Origin of the sequence: Microbacterium sp. NPDC056057 (assembly GCF_042266945.1) — a bacterium.
Classification (GTDB): domain Bacteria; phylum Actinomycetota; class Actinomycetes; order Actinomycetales; family Microbacteriaceae; genus Microbacterium; species Microbacterium trichothecenolyticum_C.
Window position 1 is genome coordinate 693,860 of the sequence record NZ_JBHJWS010000001.1, and the last position, 18,941, is coordinate 712,800.

The 18,941-nt window shown below is 70.6% G+C and carries 19 protein-coding genes; 5 read left to right on the forward strand and 14 right to left on the reverse strand.

Annotated elements, in window-relative coordinates:
* Positions 1–51 precede the first annotated feature (51 nt).
* From ACFC1K_RS02935 to ACFC1K_RS02955, 5 genes are all read left to right on the forward strand, one after another.
* The gene (locus ACFC1K_RS02935) at positions 52–1,086 is read left to right on the forward strand and encodes an ABC transporter ATP-binding protein (RefSeq protein ID WP_375870361.1); all 1,035 of its coding nucleotides are present in this window, start codon (positions 52–54) and stop codon (positions 1,084–1,086) included.
* A gap of 96 nt (positions 1,087–1,182) precedes the next feature.
* Positions 1,183–2,361 carry an ABC transporter substrate-binding protein gene (locus ACFC1K_RS02940; RefSeq protein ID WP_375870362.1) on the forward strand — a complete coding sequence of 393 codons (1,179 nt, stop codon included), beginning with the start codon at positions 1,183–1,185 and terminating at the stop codon, positions 2,359–2,361.
* Positions 2,362–2,434: 73 nt separating this feature from the next.
* The gene (locus ACFC1K_RS02945) at positions 2,435–3,358 is read left to right on the forward strand and encodes an ABC transporter permease (protein WP_310286632.1); all 924 of its coding nucleotides are present in this window, start codon (positions 2,435–2,437) and stop codon (positions 3,356–3,358) included.
* 9 nt (positions 3,359–3,367) lie between these two features.
* Entirely contained in the window at positions 3,368–4,168 is an 801-nt protein-coding gene (locus tag ACFC1K_RS02950; protein ID WP_310286628.1) for an ABC transporter permease, read from the forward strand.
* A 226-nt stretch (positions 4,169–4,394) separates the two neighbouring features.
* The gene (locus ACFC1K_RS02955) at positions 4,395–5,045 is read left to right on the forward strand and encodes a PadR family transcriptional regulator (RefSeq protein WP_310286626.1); all 651 of its coding nucleotides are present in this window, start codon (positions 4,395–4,397) and stop codon (positions 5,043–5,045) included.
* Positions 5,046–5,055: 10 nt separating this feature from the next.
* Here the strand turns inward: ACFC1K_RS02955 and ACFC1K_RS02960 are convergent, their stop codons facing one another.
* The 14 genes from ACFC1K_RS02960 to ACFC1K_RS03025 form a co-directional block, all read right to left on the reverse strand.
* A complete protein-coding gene (locus tag ACFC1K_RS02960) occupies positions 5,056–5,742 on the reverse strand; it encodes a hypothetical protein (RefSeq protein ID WP_375870363.1) in 687 nt (228 codons plus the stop codon).
* Between the two features lie 98 nt (positions 5,743–5,840).
* On the reverse strand, positions 5,841–6,806 hold the full coding sequence (locus ACFC1K_RS02965; protein ID WP_375870364.1) for an NAD(P)/FAD-dependent oxidoreductase: 966 nt from the start codon (positions 6,804–6,806) through the stop codon (positions 5,841–5,843).
* Complete coding sequence (gene fdxA / locus ACFC1K_RS02970; protein ID WP_045299416.1) at positions 6,799–7,128, reverse strand: ferredoxin; 330 nt, start codon at positions 7,126–7,128, stop codon at positions 6,799–6,801. Before fdxA ends, ACFC1K_RS02965 begins: the two co-directional genes overlap by 8 nt.
* A complete protein-coding gene (locus ACFC1K_RS02975; RefSeq protein ID WP_375870365.1) occupies positions 7,125–8,522 on the reverse strand; it encodes an FAD-dependent oxidoreductase in 1,398 nt (465 codons plus the stop codon). Before ACFC1K_RS02975 ends, fdxA begins: the two co-directional genes overlap by 4 nt.
* Positions 8,519–9,325 (reverse strand): uroporphyrinogen-III C-methyltransferase, encoded by an 807-nt coding sequence (gene cobA / locus ACFC1K_RS02980; protein ID WP_375870366.1) that lies wholly within the window; start codon positions 9,323–9,325, stop codon positions 8,519–8,521. Before cobA ends, ACFC1K_RS02975 begins: the two co-directional genes overlap by 4 nt.
* Positions 9,322–10,248: an ABC transporter permease gene (locus ACFC1K_RS02985; protein ID WP_375870367.1), complete on the reverse strand. Its 927-nt coding sequence runs from the start codon at positions 10,246–10,248 to the stop codon at positions 9,322–9,324. Before ACFC1K_RS02985 ends, cobA begins: the two co-directional genes overlap by 4 nt.
* On the reverse strand, positions 10,238–11,113 hold the full coding sequence (locus tag ACFC1K_RS02990) for an ABC transporter ATP-binding protein (RefSeq protein WP_310286614.1): 876 nt from the start codon (positions 11,111–11,113) through the stop codon (positions 10,238–10,240). The genes ACFC1K_RS02985 and ACFC1K_RS02990 overlap by 11 nt, the downstream gene beginning before the upstream one ends.
* Before the next feature lie 2 nt (positions 11,114–11,115).
* Complete coding sequence (locus tag ACFC1K_RS02995; protein ID WP_375870368.1) at positions 11,116–12,198, reverse strand: ABC transporter substrate-binding protein; 1,083 nt, start codon at positions 12,196–12,198, stop codon at positions 11,116–11,118.
* A 53-nt stretch (positions 12,199–12,251) separates the two neighbouring features.
* A complete protein-coding gene (locus ACFC1K_RS03000; protein ID WP_375870369.1) occupies positions 12,252–13,562 on the reverse strand; it encodes a sulfate adenylyltransferase subunit 1 in 1,311 nt (436 codons plus the stop codon).
* Positions 13,562–14,479, reverse strand: a complete 918-nt coding sequence (gene cysD / locus ACFC1K_RS03005) for a sulfate adenylyltransferase subunit CysD (protein WP_235560106.1) — start codon at positions 14,477–14,479, stop codon at positions 13,562–13,564. Before cysD ends, ACFC1K_RS03000 begins: the two co-directional genes overlap by 1 nt.
* Positions 14,476–15,219, reverse strand: a complete 744-nt coding sequence (locus ACFC1K_RS03010) for a phosphoadenylyl-sulfate reductase (RefSeq protein ID WP_310286608.1) — start codon at positions 15,217–15,219, stop codon at positions 14,476–14,478. Before ACFC1K_RS03010 ends, cysD begins: the two co-directional genes overlap by 4 nt.
* Entirely contained in the window at positions 15,216–16,943 is a 1,728-nt protein-coding gene (locus tag ACFC1K_RS03015; RefSeq protein ID WP_375871146.1) for a nitrite/sulfite reductase, read from the reverse strand. Before ACFC1K_RS03015 ends, ACFC1K_RS03010 begins: the two co-directional genes overlap by 4 nt.
* A 177-nt stretch (positions 16,944–17,120) precedes the next feature.
* Positions 17,121–17,807: a sirohydrochlorin chelatase gene (locus tag ACFC1K_RS03020; RefSeq protein WP_375870370.1), complete on the reverse strand. Its 687-nt coding sequence runs from the start codon at positions 17,805–17,807 to the stop codon at positions 17,121–17,123.
* 217 nt (positions 17,808–18,024) lie between these two features.
* Positions 18,025–18,876: a MarR family winged helix-turn-helix transcriptional regulator gene (locus tag ACFC1K_RS03025; protein WP_375870371.1), complete on the reverse strand. Its 852-nt coding sequence runs from the start codon at positions 18,874–18,876 to the stop codon at positions 18,025–18,027.
* Positions 18,877–18,941: the final 65 nt, after the last annotated feature.

An 18,941-nucleotide genomic window follows, 5' to 3' on the forward strand; every position in this document is an offset into this window, starting at 1 on the left:
TTGACATATGGATCCATATGATTAACTTCCATCGACATCGAGGGAGACGTCATGAGCGAGCAGCAGCCTGCCATCCGGCTGACCGGACTCACGAAGGAGTTCGGAGCCGTCACGGCCGTCGACCACGTCGACCTCGAGATCGCCGCCGGGGAGTTCTTCTCGATGCTGGGGCCCTCGGGGTCGGGCAAGACCACCGTGCTGCGACTGATCGCCGGCTTCGAGCAGCCGACCGACGGATCGATCCAGCTGTTCGGGCAGGACGTCACGAAGAAGGCGCCCTTCGACCGCGACGTGAACACCGTCTTTCAGGACTACGCGCTCTTTCCCCATATGACCGTGCTCGACAACGTCGCCTACGGCCTGCGCGTCCGGGGGATGGGGCGCGCGAAGCGCCGCGATCTGGCGATGGCGGCGCTCGCCGCGGTGCGGCTCGACCAGATGGCGGCGCGCAAGCCCTCGCAGCTCTCGGGCGGTCAGCGCCAGCGGGTGGCGCTCGCCCGCGCCACCGTCGTGCAGCCGAAGGTGCTCCTCCTCGACGAACCGCTCGGCGCGCTCGACCTCAAGCTCCGCGAGCAGATGCAGGTCGAGCTCAAGCAGATCCAGCGCGACCTCGGCATCACGTTCATCTTCGTGACGCACGATCAGGAGGAGGCGCTGACGCTCTCCGACCGGATCGCGGTGTTCCACGACGGCCGGATCATCCAGCTCGGCACTCCGCAGGACCTCTACGAGCGTCCGGCGTCGCGATTCGTCGCTGACTTCGTCGGCACCTCCAACCTGTTCGACCACGAGCGGTCCGCGACCCTCATCGGGCGCGAGGGCGAACACTCCATCCGCCCCGAGAAGCTCACGCTGGCTTCGTCAGCCGCCTCGGCGCCGGGAGAGCACTCGGCCGAGGGAACCGTGGTCGAGTCGATCTACGTGGGAAGCGGCATCCGTCGCGTCATCGATCTGGATGCCGGCATGCGGGTGACCGTGCTCGAACGCAACGACCGCACCCGCCTGGCCGACGACGACCGCGGGAATCGCGTGCACGTCACATGGCACGACGAGGACGTCGTCTCGTTGATCCCGCCCGGCACTTGATCCCGCCCGGCACTTGATCCCACCCCGACCTGGGCGCCCGCGCCCCGGAGCACACAACAGCACAGCCCGAAATCAACAGCACCGAGAGGAACCACCATGTTGCGCACATCACGGGGACGGCGCATCGCCGCGACCGCCCTGGCGATCGGTTCGATCGCCGTCCTGGCCGGCTGCGGCACGTCCAGCGGCGGGGGCAGCGCCCCCACCCAGGCCGTCGACGAGCTCGGAGACTACGAGGACGGAGTCTCGATCATCGCGTGGGCCGGCTACGTCGAGGACGGCAGCAACAGCCCCGACTACGACTGGGTCACCGGCTTCGAGGAGAAGACCGGCTGCCAGGTCACCTCGAAGACGTTCAACACCTCCGACGAGGCCGTCAATCTCATGAAGACCGGTGAGTACGACGTCGTGTCGGCATCGGGCGACGCGTCGCTGCGTCTCATCGCCGCCGGTGACGTGCAGCCGGTCAACGTCGACCTCATCCCGAGCTACGCGGGCATCTACGACTTCCTCAAGGACCAGCCGTGGAACACCGTCGACGGCGAGCACTACGGGGTGCCGCACGGGTACGGCGCCAACCTGCTGCTCTACAACACGGACGTGGTGACCCCCGCGCCCACGTCGTGGGACGTCGTCTTCGACAAGGCGGGCGACCACACGGGCAGGATCACCGCCTACGACAACCCGATCTACATCGCCGATGCGGCCGTGTACCTGATGGCCCACCAGTCCGACCTCGGGATCGAGAACCCGTACGCGCTCGACGAGACGCAGTTCCAGGCGGCGGTCGATCTGCTCAAGGAGCAGCGGCAGCACGTGGGCGAGTACTGGTCGGACTATCTGAAGGAGGTGCAGGCGTTCGAGACCGGCGACTCCGTCGCGGGCACGACGTGGCAGGTGATCCAGAACGTCCTGGCCGGCGAGGGCGCGACCACCGACGTCGTCCTGCCCGAAGAAGGGGCCACCGGCTGGTCGGACACGTGGATGATCTCGTCGACGACCAAGAGCCCGAACTGCTCGTACGCGTGGCTGGACTGGATCTCCAGCCCCGAGGTCAACGGCGTCGCGACCTCGTACTTCGGTGAGGCGCCGTCGAGCCAGGCGGCCTGCGACTTCCGCGAGGACTGCGAGGCCTACCACGCCGGCGACGCCGACTACGCGTCGCAGATCTGGTACTGGACGACGCCCATCGCCGAATGCCTCGACGGTCGCACCGACGTCCAGTGCATGGACTACTCGGCGTGGACCGAGGCCTGGTCCGAGATCAAGGGCTGACTCACGCAGCGCGCCGGGGGCGGACGGATGCCTCCGCCCCCGGCTTGAACGGATCCCGAACCGGAGGCACTCGATGACCGACACCGCGACCGCCCCGCCGCCCGCCCGCACCGTGCCGCCGCCGCGGGCGACGCCCGCGCGACGCTCGTCGGCGTGGCTGAGCGCGCACCCGCGGTTCCGGCTGGCGTTCCTGCTCACCGCCCCGCTGTTCTGGCTGGTCGTGGTGTACATCGTGGCGCTGGCCCTGCTGCTGGTCACGGCGTTCTGGCAGGTGGACTCCTTCACCGGCGAGATCATCACCGACTGGACGCTCGACAACATCGTCACCGTCGTCACGGGGTCGCTCTATCAGACCGTGACGCTGCGCACGGTCGGGATCGCGCTCCTGGTGACCGTGATCGACGTGGCGATCGCCCTTCCCATCGCGTTCTTCATGGCGAAGGTCGCCTCGCCACGAACGCAGCGCCTCCTCGTCATCGCCGTCCTCATGCCGCTGTGGGCGAGTTATCTCGTGAAGGCGTACGCGTGGCGATCGGTGTTGTCGCAGGAGGGCATCCTCGAGTGGATCCTGGCCCCGTTCGGCCTGCACACCCCGGGCTACGGCCTCACGGCGACCATCATCACGCTGTCGTACCTGTGGCTGCCGTACGTGATCCTCCCCATCTACGCGGGGCTCGAGCGCGTGCCGGACTCGCTGCTCGAGGCGTCCGCAGACCTCGGGGGGAAATCCTGGCGGACGCTCGGATCCGTCGTCCTGCCGCTGGCGTTCCCGGCGATCATCGCGGGCACGATCTTCGCCTTCTCGCTGTCGCTCGGCGACTACATCACCGTCAACATCGTGGGCGGCACCAACCAGATGCTCGGCAACCTCGTGTACACCAACGTCGGCGCGGCCAACAACCTGCCGCTCGCCGCGGCGATCGCGCTCATCCCGATCGTGATCATCTTCGGCTACCTGGCCCTCGTGCGGCGCACCGGCGCCCTCAACAACCTCTAGGACCCGCCGATGCGACTCTCGCGACTCTCCCGCACCGTGCTCGGCGTCGTCACCGCGCTCATCCTGCTGGTCGTCTACCTGCCGCTGTTCGTGGTCCTCGTCAACTCGTTCTCGACGTCGACGTCGCTCAGCTGGCCGCCACCGGGGTTCACGCTGGAGTGGTGGGGCAAGGCGTTCCAGAGCACCGGGGCGATCGAGGCGGTGGGCACGAGCGTCGCGATCGCGCTGGTCGCGACGGCGATCTCGCTCGTGCTGGGCACGCTCATCTCGATCGCGCTCCAGCGGTTCGAGTTCTTCGGCCGCGACGCGATCTCGCTGCTGATCATCCTGCCGATCGCGCTGCCCGGCATCATCACGGGCATCGCTCTGAACAACTTCTTCCGCACCATCATGGGTGTGCCGCTGTCGATCTGGACGGTGGTGATCGCCCACGCGACCTTCTGCATCGTGACGGTCTTCAACAACGTCATCGCCCGTCTCCGGCGCACCGGCACGAACCTCGAGGAGGCGTCCGCGGACCTGGGCGCCGGCATCTGGACGACGTTCCGCCTCGTGACCTTCCCACAGCTGCGCTCGGCGCTGCTCGCGGGGGCGCTGCTCGCGTTCGCGCTGAGTTTCGACGAGATCATCGTCACGACGTTCACGGCAGGGTCCGGCGTGACGACGCTGCCGATCTACATCCTCAACAACATGTTCCGCCCGAACCAGGCCCCGGTCGTCTCGGTCATCGCCGTGGTGCTGGTGATCGTGTCGATCGTGCCGATCTACCTCGCGCAGCGGCTGTCGGGGTCGGAACAGACCCGACGATGACCGGTGGGCAGAGAGATGTGCGGCGGGCGATCCCCAGATCACCCGCCGCGAAGGCGGGCCCGCGTCCCCACGCGTGAGTCCCACCCACGACGACGGTCCGTGTCCCCACACAGGTGGCCGCGCCGATGGTTACTGCATTCTGCAGTATATGGTCCTTCCTGCGTCCGCGGGGTAATCTTTTTGTTCCGCGACGTGACCCGAGTGCCGACGGGGAAGGAGTTTTGTCGTGCCCGAACGCGAACCCTCGATCACGGGGTACCTCACGCTGGGTCTGCTGGCCGGACGGGACTGGTCGGCGTACCAGCTCGCCGAGCAGCTCGGGCGCGGCGTCTCGGAGCTCTGGCCGTCCGCCGATCGCGGACGCTACGCCGTGCTCAACCGCCTGCACTCTGCCGGGTTCGTCGAGACCCGGCAGGAGCACACGGGCAAACGCGCCCGCACGATCTACTCCATCACGCCGGAAGGGCGCGAGGCGCTCGCCGCGTGGCTGCGCACCACGCCGCGCCCGCCGACCCTGGAGTTCGAGGGCATGGTGCGGGTGCTCCTGTCAGACCAGGGCTCGCTCGACGACCTCCGTGCGACCCTCGCCCGTACCCGGGAGCAGGCGCTCGCGAACCGCGAGATGTTCGCGCGATACGCCGCGTACATCAGCGAGACCGGCGGCACGTTCCCCGAGCGCAAGCACCTGTTCGCACTCGCCAACACGTTCATGATCGGCCACTACGAGCACGTCATCTCGTGGACCGAGTGGGCCGAGCAGCAGATCGCCGGCTGGCCCGACACGGTCGCGCCCGCCCGAACCCACGGCGGACAGGTGCACGACATGCTCGCGCCGGGCCGCGAGGCGCTCGCCGGCGACCACGCCACCGACTGGTGACCCCTCGCTCCTACGGTCGCTGGGCGTAGACGATCACCCGGTCACCGTCGCGGACGAACTGCAGCGTGGTGCCTTCGGGGAACTCGTCGAGCAGAGCCGGAGGTGCCTGCGGGGTGACGACGATCGTCGTCGACGAGGGACCCGACCCGGTGGCGCACGACCCGGCCGACAGGCCGAAGTTGACCGAAGCCGAGTCGTACACCCACAGGCAGGTGCTGTTGGTGCCGTTGCCGAAGTCGCGGGCCGAGGCGATCGCGGTCAGACCGAGGTACTCGTCGAACGTGACGCCGTCCGGCGGCCGCGCCCCCCACATCTGCTCCGGCCAGAGCCCGTCCGCGTCCTCGCCGAGATCGGCGACCTGCTCCCGGCCCTGCGGCAGCTGCACCGACGCGACACCCGCCCCGAGAAGCGCGGCGATCAGCAGCGATCCGCCCCACAGGAGCGCGCGGTGCCGCTCCCACCACGGGACCGGCACGACCGGCACGGTGGCGGTCGGTTCGTCCCGCCCTGTGGCCGGAGGCGCGGCCGCTGCCACCAGCGGGACGTCAGCCTCTTCCGCGCCGACGGCTCGCGCTTCGAGCTCGCGGAGCCGGCTCAGCGCCTGCGGATCGCCGTCGATGTCGGCATCCGGTCCGTAGGCGCGCAGCCGCAGCGCCTTCAGTTCGCCCGCGGCGTCGTCGGTCAGGTCGTCGGACATCGGCGACATCATCGTCGACCTCGGCGTCCGGGAACCGAACGGGCAGGTGTCCGATCGGTGAACATCCCGCAGCGCGCGCCTCGGAAGCGCGCATCGGCTCAGTGGGCGGTGCGCACCCCGACGAGATCGTGCACGAGCACGGCGGCCGCCCGCGCACCCTGGCCCGCGGCGACGATGAGCTGCTGCGGACCGGGGGACGCAGCATCCCCTGCCGCATACAGCCCCGGCACCGACGTGCGTCCGGAACGATCGGTCACCACGTTGCCGAACCCGTCGCGCTCGAGGTCGATGCTGCCGACGAAGTCGAGCGCGGGATGCCACTGCGGGCGCACGAACCCGCCGTCGATCTCGACGCGCGCGCCGTCGACGAGGCGTACTGCTGTCACGGTGCCGCGGTCGCCTTCGAGGTCGTCGATCACCCGTCGTTCGACGATGATCCCGGATGCTGCGAGCTCGGCCTCTTCGACCGTGTCGACGGCGTCGGTGCCATTGGTGAAGACCGTGAGCCGGTCGGTCCAGCGGGCGATGAGCCGGGCACGCGCGGCGAGGTCGCGGGTCTCGCCGATGAGGGCGAGCGGCCGGTCCTGGAGTTCCCACGCGTCGCACGCAGCGCAGCTGAAGAGGGTCATGCCGTAGAACGCGCGCAGGCTCGGGATGGCCGGGAGCGTCTCGCGCAGGCCTGTCGCGACGAGCACCGAGCGCGCGGCGACGGCGGGCGGGATGCCGGCGCCCCGGCCCTGGAGCGCCGCGAGGAAGCGGAGGCCCTCGCCGCAGTCGCGCTCCTGCAGCGCGGTCACCACGGTCCGGTCGAACACCTGCACGTTGGGGTAGGCGGCGAGCTCGGCGCGTGCGAGCTTGCGCAGCTCGAGCGGCGGAACCCCGTCGCGCGTGAGGAAGCCGTGCGAGCGCAGGGTCGCGGCGTTGCGCGGACGACCGGCGTCGATGAGGACGACGGACGCACGGGCGCGTCCGAGGTTGAGCGCCGCCGACAGCCCGGCAGGGCCCCCGCCGACGATGACGACGTCGACCTCGGTCGAGGGTGCGGGAGGAGTGGGATCAGTCATGGCCGTCTCCTTGGGGAGGAAGCGCCGCGATGACGGGGTGATCCTTCGCGATGACGCCGGTCTTGGCCGCACCGCCGGGCGACCCGATGTCGTCGAAGAACTCGACGTTCGCGGTGTAGTAGTCCTGCCATTCCTCCGGCAGGTCGTCCTCGTAGTAGATCGCCTCGACCGGGCACACCGGCTCGCAGGCGCCGCAGTCCACGCACTCGTCGGGGTGGATGTACAGCGACCGCTCACCCTCGTAGATGCAGTCCACCGGGCACTCGTCGATGCAGGCGCGGTCCTTCACATCCACGCACGGCAGGGCGATCACATAGGTCACGGGACGAGCGCTCCGCGCGAGATCGCGACCTGCTCGTCGCGCGGCACGACCTTGACGCGCTCGCGCGTGTGGAGGTGGTTCGCGCCCAGCTCGCGCTCGTGCGCGTCGAGGGCGAGCCAGCCGTCCCACGTCGTGAAGGCGACGTCGCGCTCCTCCAGCACGTCGAGCACGTCTCCGTCCACCGTCGGAGCGCCGAGGCGGCCGGCCGCGACGTCCGCCACGAGGTGCGCGATGGTCTCCATCGCGTCCGACTTCGTGTGGCCGATGAGGCCGACCGGTCCGCGCTTGATCCAGCCCGTCGCGTAGAGCCCGGCGATCACGGGGGCCTCCGCGTCACCCGTCACCGCAGCATCCTTCACACGTCCTTCGACGTTCGAGACGACGCCGGCCTTCTCGTCGAACGGCGCGTCGATGACCGGCGTGCCGTAGTAGCCGACGGCGCGATAGACCTGCTGCACCGCGATCTCGCGGAACTCGCCGGTGCCGCGGACGGCGCTGCCCTCTCCCGTCGGCTCGGTGCGCTCGAAGCGGATGGCTTCGACCTTGCCGTCGCCGAGCACCGCGACGGGGGAGTGGTAGAAGTGCAGGTGCAGGCGCCGGCTCGCGCCGGTCGACTCGCGCGTGCGCCAGCTCTGGAGGATGCGGAGCATGACCTTGAGCTGGTTGTTCGACGGCACGAGGCCCTCGAGGTAGGCGAAGTCCTCGTCGTGCACGACGATGTCGACGTTCGGCACCTCGCCGAGCTCGCGCAGCTCGATCGGCGTGAACTTGATGTCGGCGGGACCGCGGCGGCCGAAGACGTGCACGTCGGTGACGGCCGAGGCCTCGAGCCCGGCGAGCACGTTGTCGGCGATCTCGGTCGAACGCAGGTCCACGGCGTGCTTGGCGAGCACCCGGGCGACGTCGAGCGCGACGTTGCCGTTGCCGATGACGGCGACCTCGCGCTGGTCGAGCGTCCACTCGGTGGGGACGTCCGGGTGCCCGTCGAACCACGCGACGAAGTCGGCGGCGCCGTACGAGCCCTCGAGATCGATGCCCGGGATGTCGAGCGCGGCGTCGCGGATCGCGCCGGTGGCGAGGATCACGGCGTCGTAGCGCTCCTGCAGCTCGTCGATCGAGATGTCGCGGCCGACCTCGACGTTGCCGATGAAGCGCGTGGTGCCGGCATCGAGCATCTCGTGCAGCGAGTTGACGATGCCCTTGATGCGGGGGTGATCGGGCGCGACGCCGTAGCGGATCAGTCCGTAGGGCGCGGGGAGCGACTCGAACAGGTCGATGGCGACGGTGCCGCCGGCCTCGACGACCGAGTTGGTGAGGATGTTGCCCGCGTAGATGCCGGCGGGACCGGCGCCGACGATCGCGACGCGGAGGTTCTGGAGGCTCGAGGAAGTCACTGCGTGGGGGCCTTTCGGAGGCGCTCGGGCGCGAGCGGGTCGTACTGGGAGAGATCGAGGGTCGCGAGTTCGGCGGGCGCGTACGGGCTGAGCCGGACGACGTCGCCGACGACCACGACGGCGGGGGAACGGATGCCTCGTTCCGCGGCCTGGTGCGCGATGGTCGAGAGTGTGCCGACGGTGACCCGCTGGCGGGGTCCGTACCCGTCCTCCACGACGGCGACGGGGCAGTCCGCACCGCGCTCGCCGCGGGCCAGCGTGATCGCGGAGTTCGCCAGGGTGCCGATGCCCATGAGCAGCACGACGGTGTGGTCGCGGCCGCCGCCGAGGGCGACGATCTGGTCGTGCGCGGTGGCGACGGTGAAGGCCGTCGCGACGCCGCGATGGGTGAGCGGGATGCCGGCGATCGCGGGCACCGAGATGGCGCTGGTGATGCCGGGCACGACCTCGACGGGGACGCCGGCCTCCTGGCAGGCGTGGAGCTCCTCGCCGCCGCGGCCGAAGACGTACGGGTCGCCGCCCTTGAGGCGGACGACCGTCTTGCCCTCCTGGCCGAGGTGCACGAGCAGCGCGTTGATGGCGTCCTGCGGCACGGCGTGGTGACCGGGGCGCTTGCCCACGTCGACGACCTCGGCGCGCAGTTCCACCCCGTCGGCCTTGAGGCCGTCGAGCACGGCGCGCGCGCCGAGCCGGTCGGCGACGATGACGTCGGCCGCCTCGAGGGCGCGGAGGCCCTTCACGGTGAGCAGGCCCGCGTCACCGGGGCCGGCCCCCACGAGCCAGACTTTGCCCGCGGCGGTCATCGCGAACCTCCCGAGATGAGCAGGCCCCGGCGCTTCAGCATCCGTCGCTCCAGAGGTCCGAAGAAGACGAGCTCGATGAGGATGCCGATCGCGAGGATGAGGATGATCGTCGCGAGCACGCCGGCGAGGTCGGCCAGCTCGCGCGACTGCTGCAGCATCGAGCCGAGGCCGAAGCCGATGGAGCCGCCCGTCGCGATGATCTCGGCCGCCATGAGCGAGCGCCAGGAGAACGCCCAGCCCTGCTTCAGGCCGGCGAGGTATCCCGGCAGTGCAGCGGGGAGGATCACCGACGTCGCCAGCTGCCACCGCGAGGCGCCCAGCACCGTGCCGACCCGTCGCAGCTGTGGGGGCACCTGGTCGATGCCGGCGATGAGGCCGTTGACGATGGACGGGATGGCGCCCATGAGGATGACGAAGTACACGGTGGCGTCCGACAGGCCGAACCAGATGATGGCGGCGGGCACCCACGCGACGGAAGGCAGCACCTGCAGACCCGAGATGATCGGGCCCACGGCGCGGCGGATCGGGCGCACCTCGGCCAGCAGCAGGCCGACGGGCGTGCCGACGACGATCGCGATGAGGAAGCCGACCACGCCGCGCTCGAGGCTCGTCGCGACCGCCTCCTGCAGCCGGCCGGTGTCCCACGCGAGGCCGAGTGCGCTCCACACATCGGCGGGGCTGGGCACCTTGTCGGGCCGAGGCTCCGCGATCACGACGTAAAGCTGCCACGCGACGATCAGGAGGATCACGAAGACGACGGGCGGCACGACGCTCTGGGCGAAACGACGCCAGCGGCTCGGGCCGCGCTCGGCGTCGGTCTGCAGGCGGTCGAGACCGGTGGAGAGGCTGCGGAGATCGTCGGGCAGCACCGAGTTCGGGTCGATGGCGTCGCGCGCGATGGTCGCGGTGGTGTCATGCGGCATTTCGGCGGATCTCCTTGCGCAGCTGCTCGGTGATCTCCACCGAGAGGGCGGCGACCTCGGGGGACTCGATACGACGGCCCGTGGTCTTCGCGATCTGCCACTGCTGCACGATGCGGCCAGGGCGGCTGCCCATCAGCACCACTCGCTGACCGAGGCGGGCGGCCTCGCGGACGTTGTGCGTCACGAACACGATGGTGCGTCCGGTGGCACGCCACACGCGCTCGAGCTCCTCGTGGAGGAGGTCGCGGGTGATGGCGTCGAGCGCTGCGAACGGCTCGTCCATCAGGAGGACGGGGCGGTCCTGAGCGAGCGCACGGGCGAGCGCGACGCGCTGCCGCATGCCGCCCGAGAGCTCGTGGGGACGCTTCTCCGCGGCATCCGCGAGGTTCACCGCATCGAGGAGAGACAGCGCCTTCTCACGACGCTCGCCCCGCGGGACGCCACGCAGACGCAGGGCCAGCTCGACGTTGCGGCGGGCCGTGAGCCACGGCATGAGCGCCGACTCCTGGAACATGACCGCAGAGCCCTCGTCGGGAGTCTCGATGCGCCCCGCGGTGGGCCGGTCGAGGCCCGCGATGAGGTTGAGCAGGGTGGACTTACCGCATCCCGACGCACCCAGAAGGCACACGAACTCGCCCGGCGCGATGTCGAGCGACACGTCCTCGAGCACGACCGGCCCGGCGCCGAAGCGCTTGGAGACGCCGTCGATGCGCACCGCTGGTGGGGGCGCGGGCGCCGCGACGGGCACCGGCGTCACGCTGTCGAAGCTCGGCGCGAGGGGCTTGTTCGTGCCCGCCGGAGCGGGCGCGCCCGCCTCCGGGCCCGCGTGCGCGGACCCGGAGGCGGAAGCGGGAGCGGTGCTCATGTTCAGTCCTCGCCGAGCCCTGCCGCCGAGATGGGCTCTTCGCCCTCGGCTTCGAGCTGCTTGTTGAGCAGGCGCAGATCGAACAGGCCCTCGATCGAGCCGTCCTTCTGGGTGCCTGCCTGGATGCCGTTGTCGACCAGGGTCTCGAACGTGTCGGCGTGCGGGTCGACCGAGAACGTCACGTGCTCGAGCGCGCGCTGGATGACGGCGTCCGCGAGCGGCTTGCCGGTCTCCTTCTCGATCGCGTCGTTGATGACGGCCGGCGCCTCGTCGGCGTTGTCGGCGATCCACGTGACGGCGGCCTCGTGGCCCTTCAGCAGGTCCGCGACGACATCGGGGTGCTCGTCGAGGAACTCCTTGCGCACCAGCAGCACGGTCGTGGGGAACTCGCCGTCCTCCCACAGGTCGGCCTCGTCCTGCAGCACGTGCGCACCGGCGTCGATGACCAGCCGCGACACCCACGGTTCGGGCAGCCAGGCGCCGTCGAGCTGACCGTCCTGGAACAGCGTCAAGGTCTGCGCGTTCTCGGTCGGCGTGATCTGCACGTCGCCGCCACCCGACGTGTCGGTCTCGAAGCCCTGGTCGGCCAGCCACACCCGGGCCGCGACGTCCTGCGTGTTGCCCAGCTGCGGCGTCGCGATCGTGGTGCCTTCGAGGTCGGCGGGATCGTCGATGCCGTCGCGCACGACCAGTGCCGCACCGCCGGTGGCGGCGCCGGCGATGATGCGCGCCGACTCGCCGCCGGACTGGATGAAGGTGTTGATCGACGGGTTCGGGCCGATGTAGGTCGCGTCGATCGCGCCGGCGGTGAGGGCCTCGATGGCGGCGGGGCCGGCGTTGAAGACCTGCGTGGTGATCGTGACGTCGTCGCCGACGGCGTCCTGAAAGAGGCCTTCCTCCAGTCCCACCAACGCCGGCGCGTGCGTCACGTTGGCGAAGTAGCCCAGGCGCAGCTCGTCGACCGAGGGCCTGGCGTCGCCGGCGGAGGTCTCGCTCGGTGATGCTGCAGCGGAGGCGCAGCCGGCCATCATGGCCGCCACGAGTCCCAGGGTTGTGAGTGCTGTCGCAGTGCGGATTTTGTTCACGGTGTCGCCTCCTTAGATTCGGTGTTGCTCAGTGGTGGGTTGTGCGCGACGGGTCAGTCGCGCACGATGCCGGCGGCGAGCGTGGCGCCGTCGGACGGATGGATCACGAGGAACGAGCCCCCGTGGCGGCTGGTGGCATACGGCTCGAGCGGCAGGTCGGCCGCCAGGCGCAGCCGCACACGACCGATGTCGTTGGTCTCGAGCGTCTGCGCCGGCCCGTGCGTGAGCGCGTCGAGGTCGTAGCGCGACTCGATCTGCGCGACGATGGCCTGCACGGTCGCCGTGCCGTGCTTGACGAGGACACGGATGCCGGGGGTCAGCGCCCGCGCGTCGAGCTGGAACAGTTCGGCATCGAACTCGCGGCGACCCGCCGGAACGGTGCCGGCGGCGACGACCAGCGCACCGCGCGCGGTGTCGATGTCGCGGTCGAACTCGAGGGAGACGGACTGCGGGGCCGTCGCCTCCTCGACCTCGGCGCCGGCGGCACGGATGCCGGTCACCGTGGTCGCCGAGCCGCCAGGGAAGATCTCGACCCGGTCGCCCACGCGCACCACGCCGCTGGAGATGCGGCCGGCGACGGCGCGGTAGTCGCGCAGGCGCTCCGCCTCGGCGGGGTCGATGCCGGGGGCGAGGCCGCCCTGCGGGCGCAGCACGAGCTGCACCGGGAGGCGGAACGGCTCGAGCTCCCGCTCGGTGTCATCGGCGGCGGGAAGGGTCTCGAGCAGTTCGAGCAGCGCCGGGCCCTCGTACCAGGGCGTGCGCTCCGAGCGGTCGACGATGTTGTCGCCCTCGAGAGCCGACACCGGGATGACGTGCAGATCCTCGATGCCGAGCTCGGTGGCCACGGCCTCGGCCTGGGCGGCGACCTCGGCGAACGTCTCCTGCGAGAAGCCGACGAGGTCGATCTTGTTGACCGCGACGATGACGTGGGGAACGCGCAGCAGGGCGACCACGGCGAGGTGCCGCTTCGTCTGCTCGAGCACGCCCTTGCGGCCGTCGACGAGCACGATCACGGCGTCAGCCGTCGTCGCGCCGGTGACCATGTTGCGCGTGTACTGCACGTGCCCGGGGCAGTCGGCGAGGATGAACGACCGCGCGCCCGTGGAGAAGTAGCGGTAGGCGACGTCGATCGTGATGCCCTGCTCGCGCTCGGCGCGCAGGCCGTCGGTGAGCAGGGCGAAGTCGAACGCGCCGTGCGCGAAGCCGCGGTCGGCCGACGTGCGGGCGACCTGCTCGAGCTGGTCGGCGAGGATCGCCTTCGAGTCGTGCAGCAGACGGCCGACGAGCGTCGACTTGCCGTCGTCGACCGAGCCCGCCGTGGCGAACCGGAACAGCGTGGGCTGGGCGGTGAGGGTCGCGGTCATCAGAAGTACCCGTCCTTCTTGCGGTCTTCCATGGCCGCCTCGCTGAGGCGGTCGTCGGCGCGCGTCGCGCCGCGCTCGGTGATGGTGGAGATGCCCACCTCGGCGACGATCGCGGCGAGGTCCGCAGCATCCGATTCCACCGCTCCGGTGCAGCTCATGTCGCCGACCGTGCGGTAGCGCACCGTGCGGCGCTCGACGGTCTCGTTCTCGCGCGGCGGCGAGAACGGGCCGACGGGCCGCCACATGCCGTCGCGGGCGTACACGTCGCGCTCGTGCGCGAAGTACAGCGGCGGCAGCGCGATGCCCTCGCGCTCGATGTAGCGCCAGACGTCGAGCTCGGTCCAGTTCGAGATCGGGAACGCGCGCACGTGCTGACCGGGCGTGTGGCGGCCGTTGTACAGGCTCCAGAGCTCCGGGCGCTGGTTGCGCGGGTCCCACTGGCCGAACTCGTCGCGCAGCGAGATGATGCGCTCCTTGGCGCGGGCCTTGTCCTCGTCGCGACGGGCGCCGCCGAAGACGGCGTCGTGGCGGCCGGCGGCGATCGCGTCGAGCAGCGGCAGCGTCTGCAGCGGGTTGCGGGTGCCGTCGGCGCGCTCCTGCAGGCGGCCGTCGTCGATGTAGTCCTGCACGCTCGCGACCTCGAGACGGATGCCGAGCCGCTCGACCGTCTCGTCGCGGAAGGCGATCACCTCGGGGAAGTTGTGGCCGGTGTCGACGTGCAGCACGGGGAAGGGCACCTTGCCGGGCGCGAACGCCTTCGTCGCGAGGTGGAGCACGACGACCGAGTCCTTGCCGCCGGAGAACAGCAGCACGGGCCGCTCGAACTCGGCGACGACCTCGCGGATGACGTGGATGGCCTCGGCTTCGAGCAGGTCGAGGGTCGAGAGCGCGGTGGGGGCGGCGATCGTTCCGGTCATTCGTGGAGCCCGCATTCGGTCTTGGCCGAGCCGGCCCAGCGGCCGGATCGGGGGTCTTCGCCGGGCGCGACCGGCTTCGTGCACGGCTCGCAGCCGATCGAGGGGTAGCCGAACCCGACGAGCAGGTTCACCGGAGCCTTGTGCGCGGCGGCGTACTCGAGCACGTCGTCGAAGCTCCACGCCGCGACGGGGTTCACCTTGACGAGCCCGTTGCGCTCGTCCCACGTCACCAGCGGCGTGTTCGTGCGGGTCGGCGCTTCGTCGCGGCGCACCCCCGTGAACCACAGCTCGTACCCGCCGAGCGCGTCCTGCAGGGGCGCGACCTTGCGGCGCGCGCAGCACAGGCCGGGGTCGCGCTCGAAGAGCTTCGCGCCGAACTCGGCATCCTGCTCGGCGACCGTCTGATCGGGGGTGATGTCGACGATCCGCACATCGAGCGCGCGCTGCACCTCGTCGCGCGTCGCGTACGTCTCCGTGAAGTGGTAGCCGGTGTCGAGGAAGAGGACATCGACGCCGGGCAGCTGCTCCGCCACGAGGTGGGGGAGGGCGGCGTCGGCCATCGAGCAGGCGACGGCGGCAGCATCCGTCCCGAAATTGCGCGCGACCCACGCGACCACTTCGGCAGCGGATGCCTCGTGATCGGTGAGGCTGCCGAGTTCGAGGTTTCCCTGCTCGGCGAGAGCCTGCAGCTCTTCGCGGGTGCGCTTGACGGCGACGCGGGGGGCGAGGGAGACGGTCACTGGAGGGCCTCCTCATCGGCGCGGTGCGCCCACTGGGCGAACGTCTCGTCGGTCTCGACGTCGCGCTCGGTGAGGAACCGCTTGACCACGCGCTCGGTGTAGTCGGCGATCCCGTCGGCGGCGACCTTCAGGCCTCGCACGGTGCGGCCGAGGCCGGCGTCGTCGCGATCGGCGTTCACGAGCCCGCCGCCGAGGTGCACCTGGTAGCCCGGCACCTGCTCGCCGTCGATGGTGACCAGCTGTCCCTTGAGGCCGATGTCGGCGGTCTGGATCCGCGCGCAGGAGTTGGGGCAGCCGTTGACGTGGAGCGAGATCGGATGCGGCAGCTCGAACTGCTCGAGACGCTTCTCGAGGTCGAGCACCGCCGCCGTCGCGTACGCCTTGGTCTCGACGATCGCGAGCTTGCAGAACTCGATGCCCGTGCACGCGATCGTGCCGCGGCGGATGAGGCTCGGCCGTGCCGACAGTCCGAGCTCGTCGAGGCCGGCGATGAACGGCTCGACGTTCTCCTCGGGGATGTCGAGGAAGACGAGCTTCTGGTGGGGCGTCGTGCGCAGGCGCGTCGAGCCGTGGGCCTCGAGGAGGTCGGCGAGCTTGGCGAGAGTCGGGCCCGAGACGCGGCCGACGATCGGTGTCGCGCCGATGTAGGAGAGGCCGTCCTTCTGCTTGTGCACGCCGACGTGGTCGCCCTGCGTGAGCGGCTTGGGCGCGGCGGGGCCGTCGGGCAGCTCGTAGCCGAGGTACTCGTCCTGCAGGATGTGGCGGAACTTCTCGGCGCCCCACTCCGCGAGCAGGAACTTGAGGCGCGCCTTGTTGCGCAGGCGCCGGTAGCCGTAGTCGCGGAAGATCTGCGCGACGCCGTGCCAGGCCTCCGCCACCCGCTCCGGCGCGACGAAGACGCCGAGACGCTCCGCGAGGCGCGGGGTGGTCGAGAGGCCGCCGCCGACCCAGAGGTCGTAGCCGATACCGAGCTCGGGGTGCTCGACGGCGACGAACGCGACGTCGTTGATCTCGTGCACGACGTCCTGGCTGGGGTGGCCGGTGATGGCCGACTTGAACTTGCGCGGCAGGTTCGCGAGCGACTCGTCGCCGATGAAGCGCGACGTGATCTCGTCGATCTGCGGCGTCGGGTCGATGAGCTCGTCGGCCGAGATGCCGGCGACAGGCGAGCCGAGGATGACGCGGGGCACGTCGCCGCACGCCTCGGTGGTGCCGAGGCCGACCGCCTCGAGGCGGCGCCAGATCTCGGGCACGTCCTCGACGCGGATCCAGTGCAGCTGGATGTTCTGGCGGTCGGTGATGTCGGCGGTGCCGCGGCCGAAGTCGTTCGAGATGCCGGCGATGACGCGCAGCTGCTCGGTGGTGAGCTGGCCGCCGTCGATGCGCACGCGCATCATGAAGTACTCGTCCTCGAGCTCTTCGGGGGTCAGGGTCGCGGTGCGGCCGCCGTCGATGCCGGGCTTGCGCTGCGTGTAGAGCCCCCACACGCGGAAGCGACCGTGCAGGTCGGTCGGGTCGATCGAGGCGAACCCGCCCTTCGAGTAGATGTTCTCGATGCGGTCGCGCACGCTCAGGCCGTTGTCGACCTGCTTCCACTCCTCGTTGCCGTTGAGCGGGGTGGTGCCGTCGACCTTCCACTGGCCGTTCGGCTTCGACGACGGGCGCGGCGGGCGCACGGCCGCGCGCGGGCGTTCTGCGGCTGCGCGCGCTTCGGTGTCGCTGATGGTCACGGTGGCCTCCGGGGTGAATCCCGGGGCGTCCCCCGGGCGGGACCCTATCGAGTCCATTCCGTGAGGCTAGAAGCGGTCGTGCGTGTGACCTATCTGAGCGTCAAGAGGCGTTAACCGACGTAACGGGGCGTCACACAGTTGCGGCTGCAGGCCTTTGTGGACTCGGTCCGACTACTTTGCGGCTTCGTTGTAGCGATCGACCACGATGTCGACAAGGGATGCCGGCGGCTCGTCGTCGCCGAGAAGCGGCGGCGCGACCGGGGCTCCGGCCGCGAGCCGCACGGCGAGGTCGTGGAAGTAGCCCGGGGCGAGGAGATAGTCGGCCACGACGACGCGCTCGGCGTGCGCTCCGGCGTCTGCGACGGCGACGTCGACGCGGGGGTCGGCGGCGGCGAGGAAGCCGACCGTGACATCACGGTCGAGCCGGGCGCTCAGCATCCGTCCGATCTCTCGGCAGTCCTCGTTCGCACGGTCATCGGTCGAGCCGGCCACCGCGAGCACGAGGGCGTCGTCGGGGCCGACGGGGCCCAGGCGTGCGAGGAGCGCGTCGACGAGGCGCGGGTCGGGGCCGAGCGCCGGAGCGATGACCACGCCGTCGCGCCCCGCGGACTGCTCGATGAGGTCGACCCGCACGTGGTACCCAGCCGAGAGGAGCAGCGGCACGATGACGACGGGGGTGCCCTCCGGGATCGCGTCGAGGGATGCCGCGACATCCGGCTGCTGCACATCCACGTGCCCGAGCCGCACGGTGACGTCGGGCAGCCGCCGCGCGACCAAGTCGACGAGTGCGGCGACCGCGGCCTGCCCCGCCGGCGACGACGTGCCGTGCGAGATGGCGAGGAGCGCGGGCCGGGTCATGTGGCCCATTGTGCCCCGCGCGTGTGACGCGCGTGTGACGGCGTCGTCGGTATCGATGACCCTTGCATCCTCAATTGAGGATCTCCGCCGAGATGAGGAGCGAGAGCAGTGCGTGGCTCCTCAGCTCGGCGATGCACCTCGGTTGACGACGCGGAAACGCCGAAGGGTGGTCCCAGCGTGTGCGGGGACCACCCTTCGGAGGGATGGATGCTGCGGCTCAGGCCGCGCCGGACTCCCGGCCGCGGGAGAACCCTGCGTCGAAGCCGCGCTCGTACGCCTGCTGCGTGCGCCGGCCTCCGCGACCCTGGTGGCCGTGGTGGCCGTGACCGTGGCCCTCGTGGTCGTGGTGGCTGTGGCCGGCGTGCGGGTGGTGGCCGTGGCAGCCCTCATCGCCGTAACCGCGCAGGGGCTCGTCGAAGCGCTCAGCCGGGTGGCCGGGACGCCCGGGAGCGAAGCCGCGGTGGCGGTTGCGGCCGTAGCCGTCGTGGACGTCGGGATCGAACGGGCGCGGGCGCCCGCCGAGACCAGGACCGAACCCGGGGCCGAAGCCGCCGAAGCCCGGGCCGAAGTCCGGACGGAACCCGGGGCCGAACCCGGGGCGTCCGAAGCCGCCGAAACCGCGCTCGCGGCCGGTGGCGTTCTCGTCCCAGCCGAGCTCGCGGGCGATGGCCTCGAGCGAGCCGGTCAGAGCTGCGTAGGCCTCGTCGTCGCCGACGGCGGCGACCACACGGGCGCGGAGTCCGTCGACGATCGCGCCGATGCGCTCCTTCTCGGAGCGGCCGAGGTCGGTCAGGACCCACGTTCCGTCGCCCTGCTCCTCGACCCAGCCGCGCTCCTCGAGGCCGCGGAGGCGCTTGCCCTTGCGGGCGAGACGCTCGCGGAACTCGGGCGCGTCGATGTCGCCGGACAGCACGTTGAGCGCCATCCAGTCGCGTCGCGTCATGCCCTCGGCCTCGAGCGCCGTCGCGAACTCGCGCGTCAGCAGGCCGTCGACCGCACGCAGCCAGTAGCCGAGCGGGCGCTTCTCGGTGGGGGTCTCGTTCTCTTCGCTGTCATTGATGTCGTTCATGGGGAAGTCCTTTCGGGGGCGGCTCGGAGGGCCGCCGGGTGATACATGTCGAAGTGCATGTACAT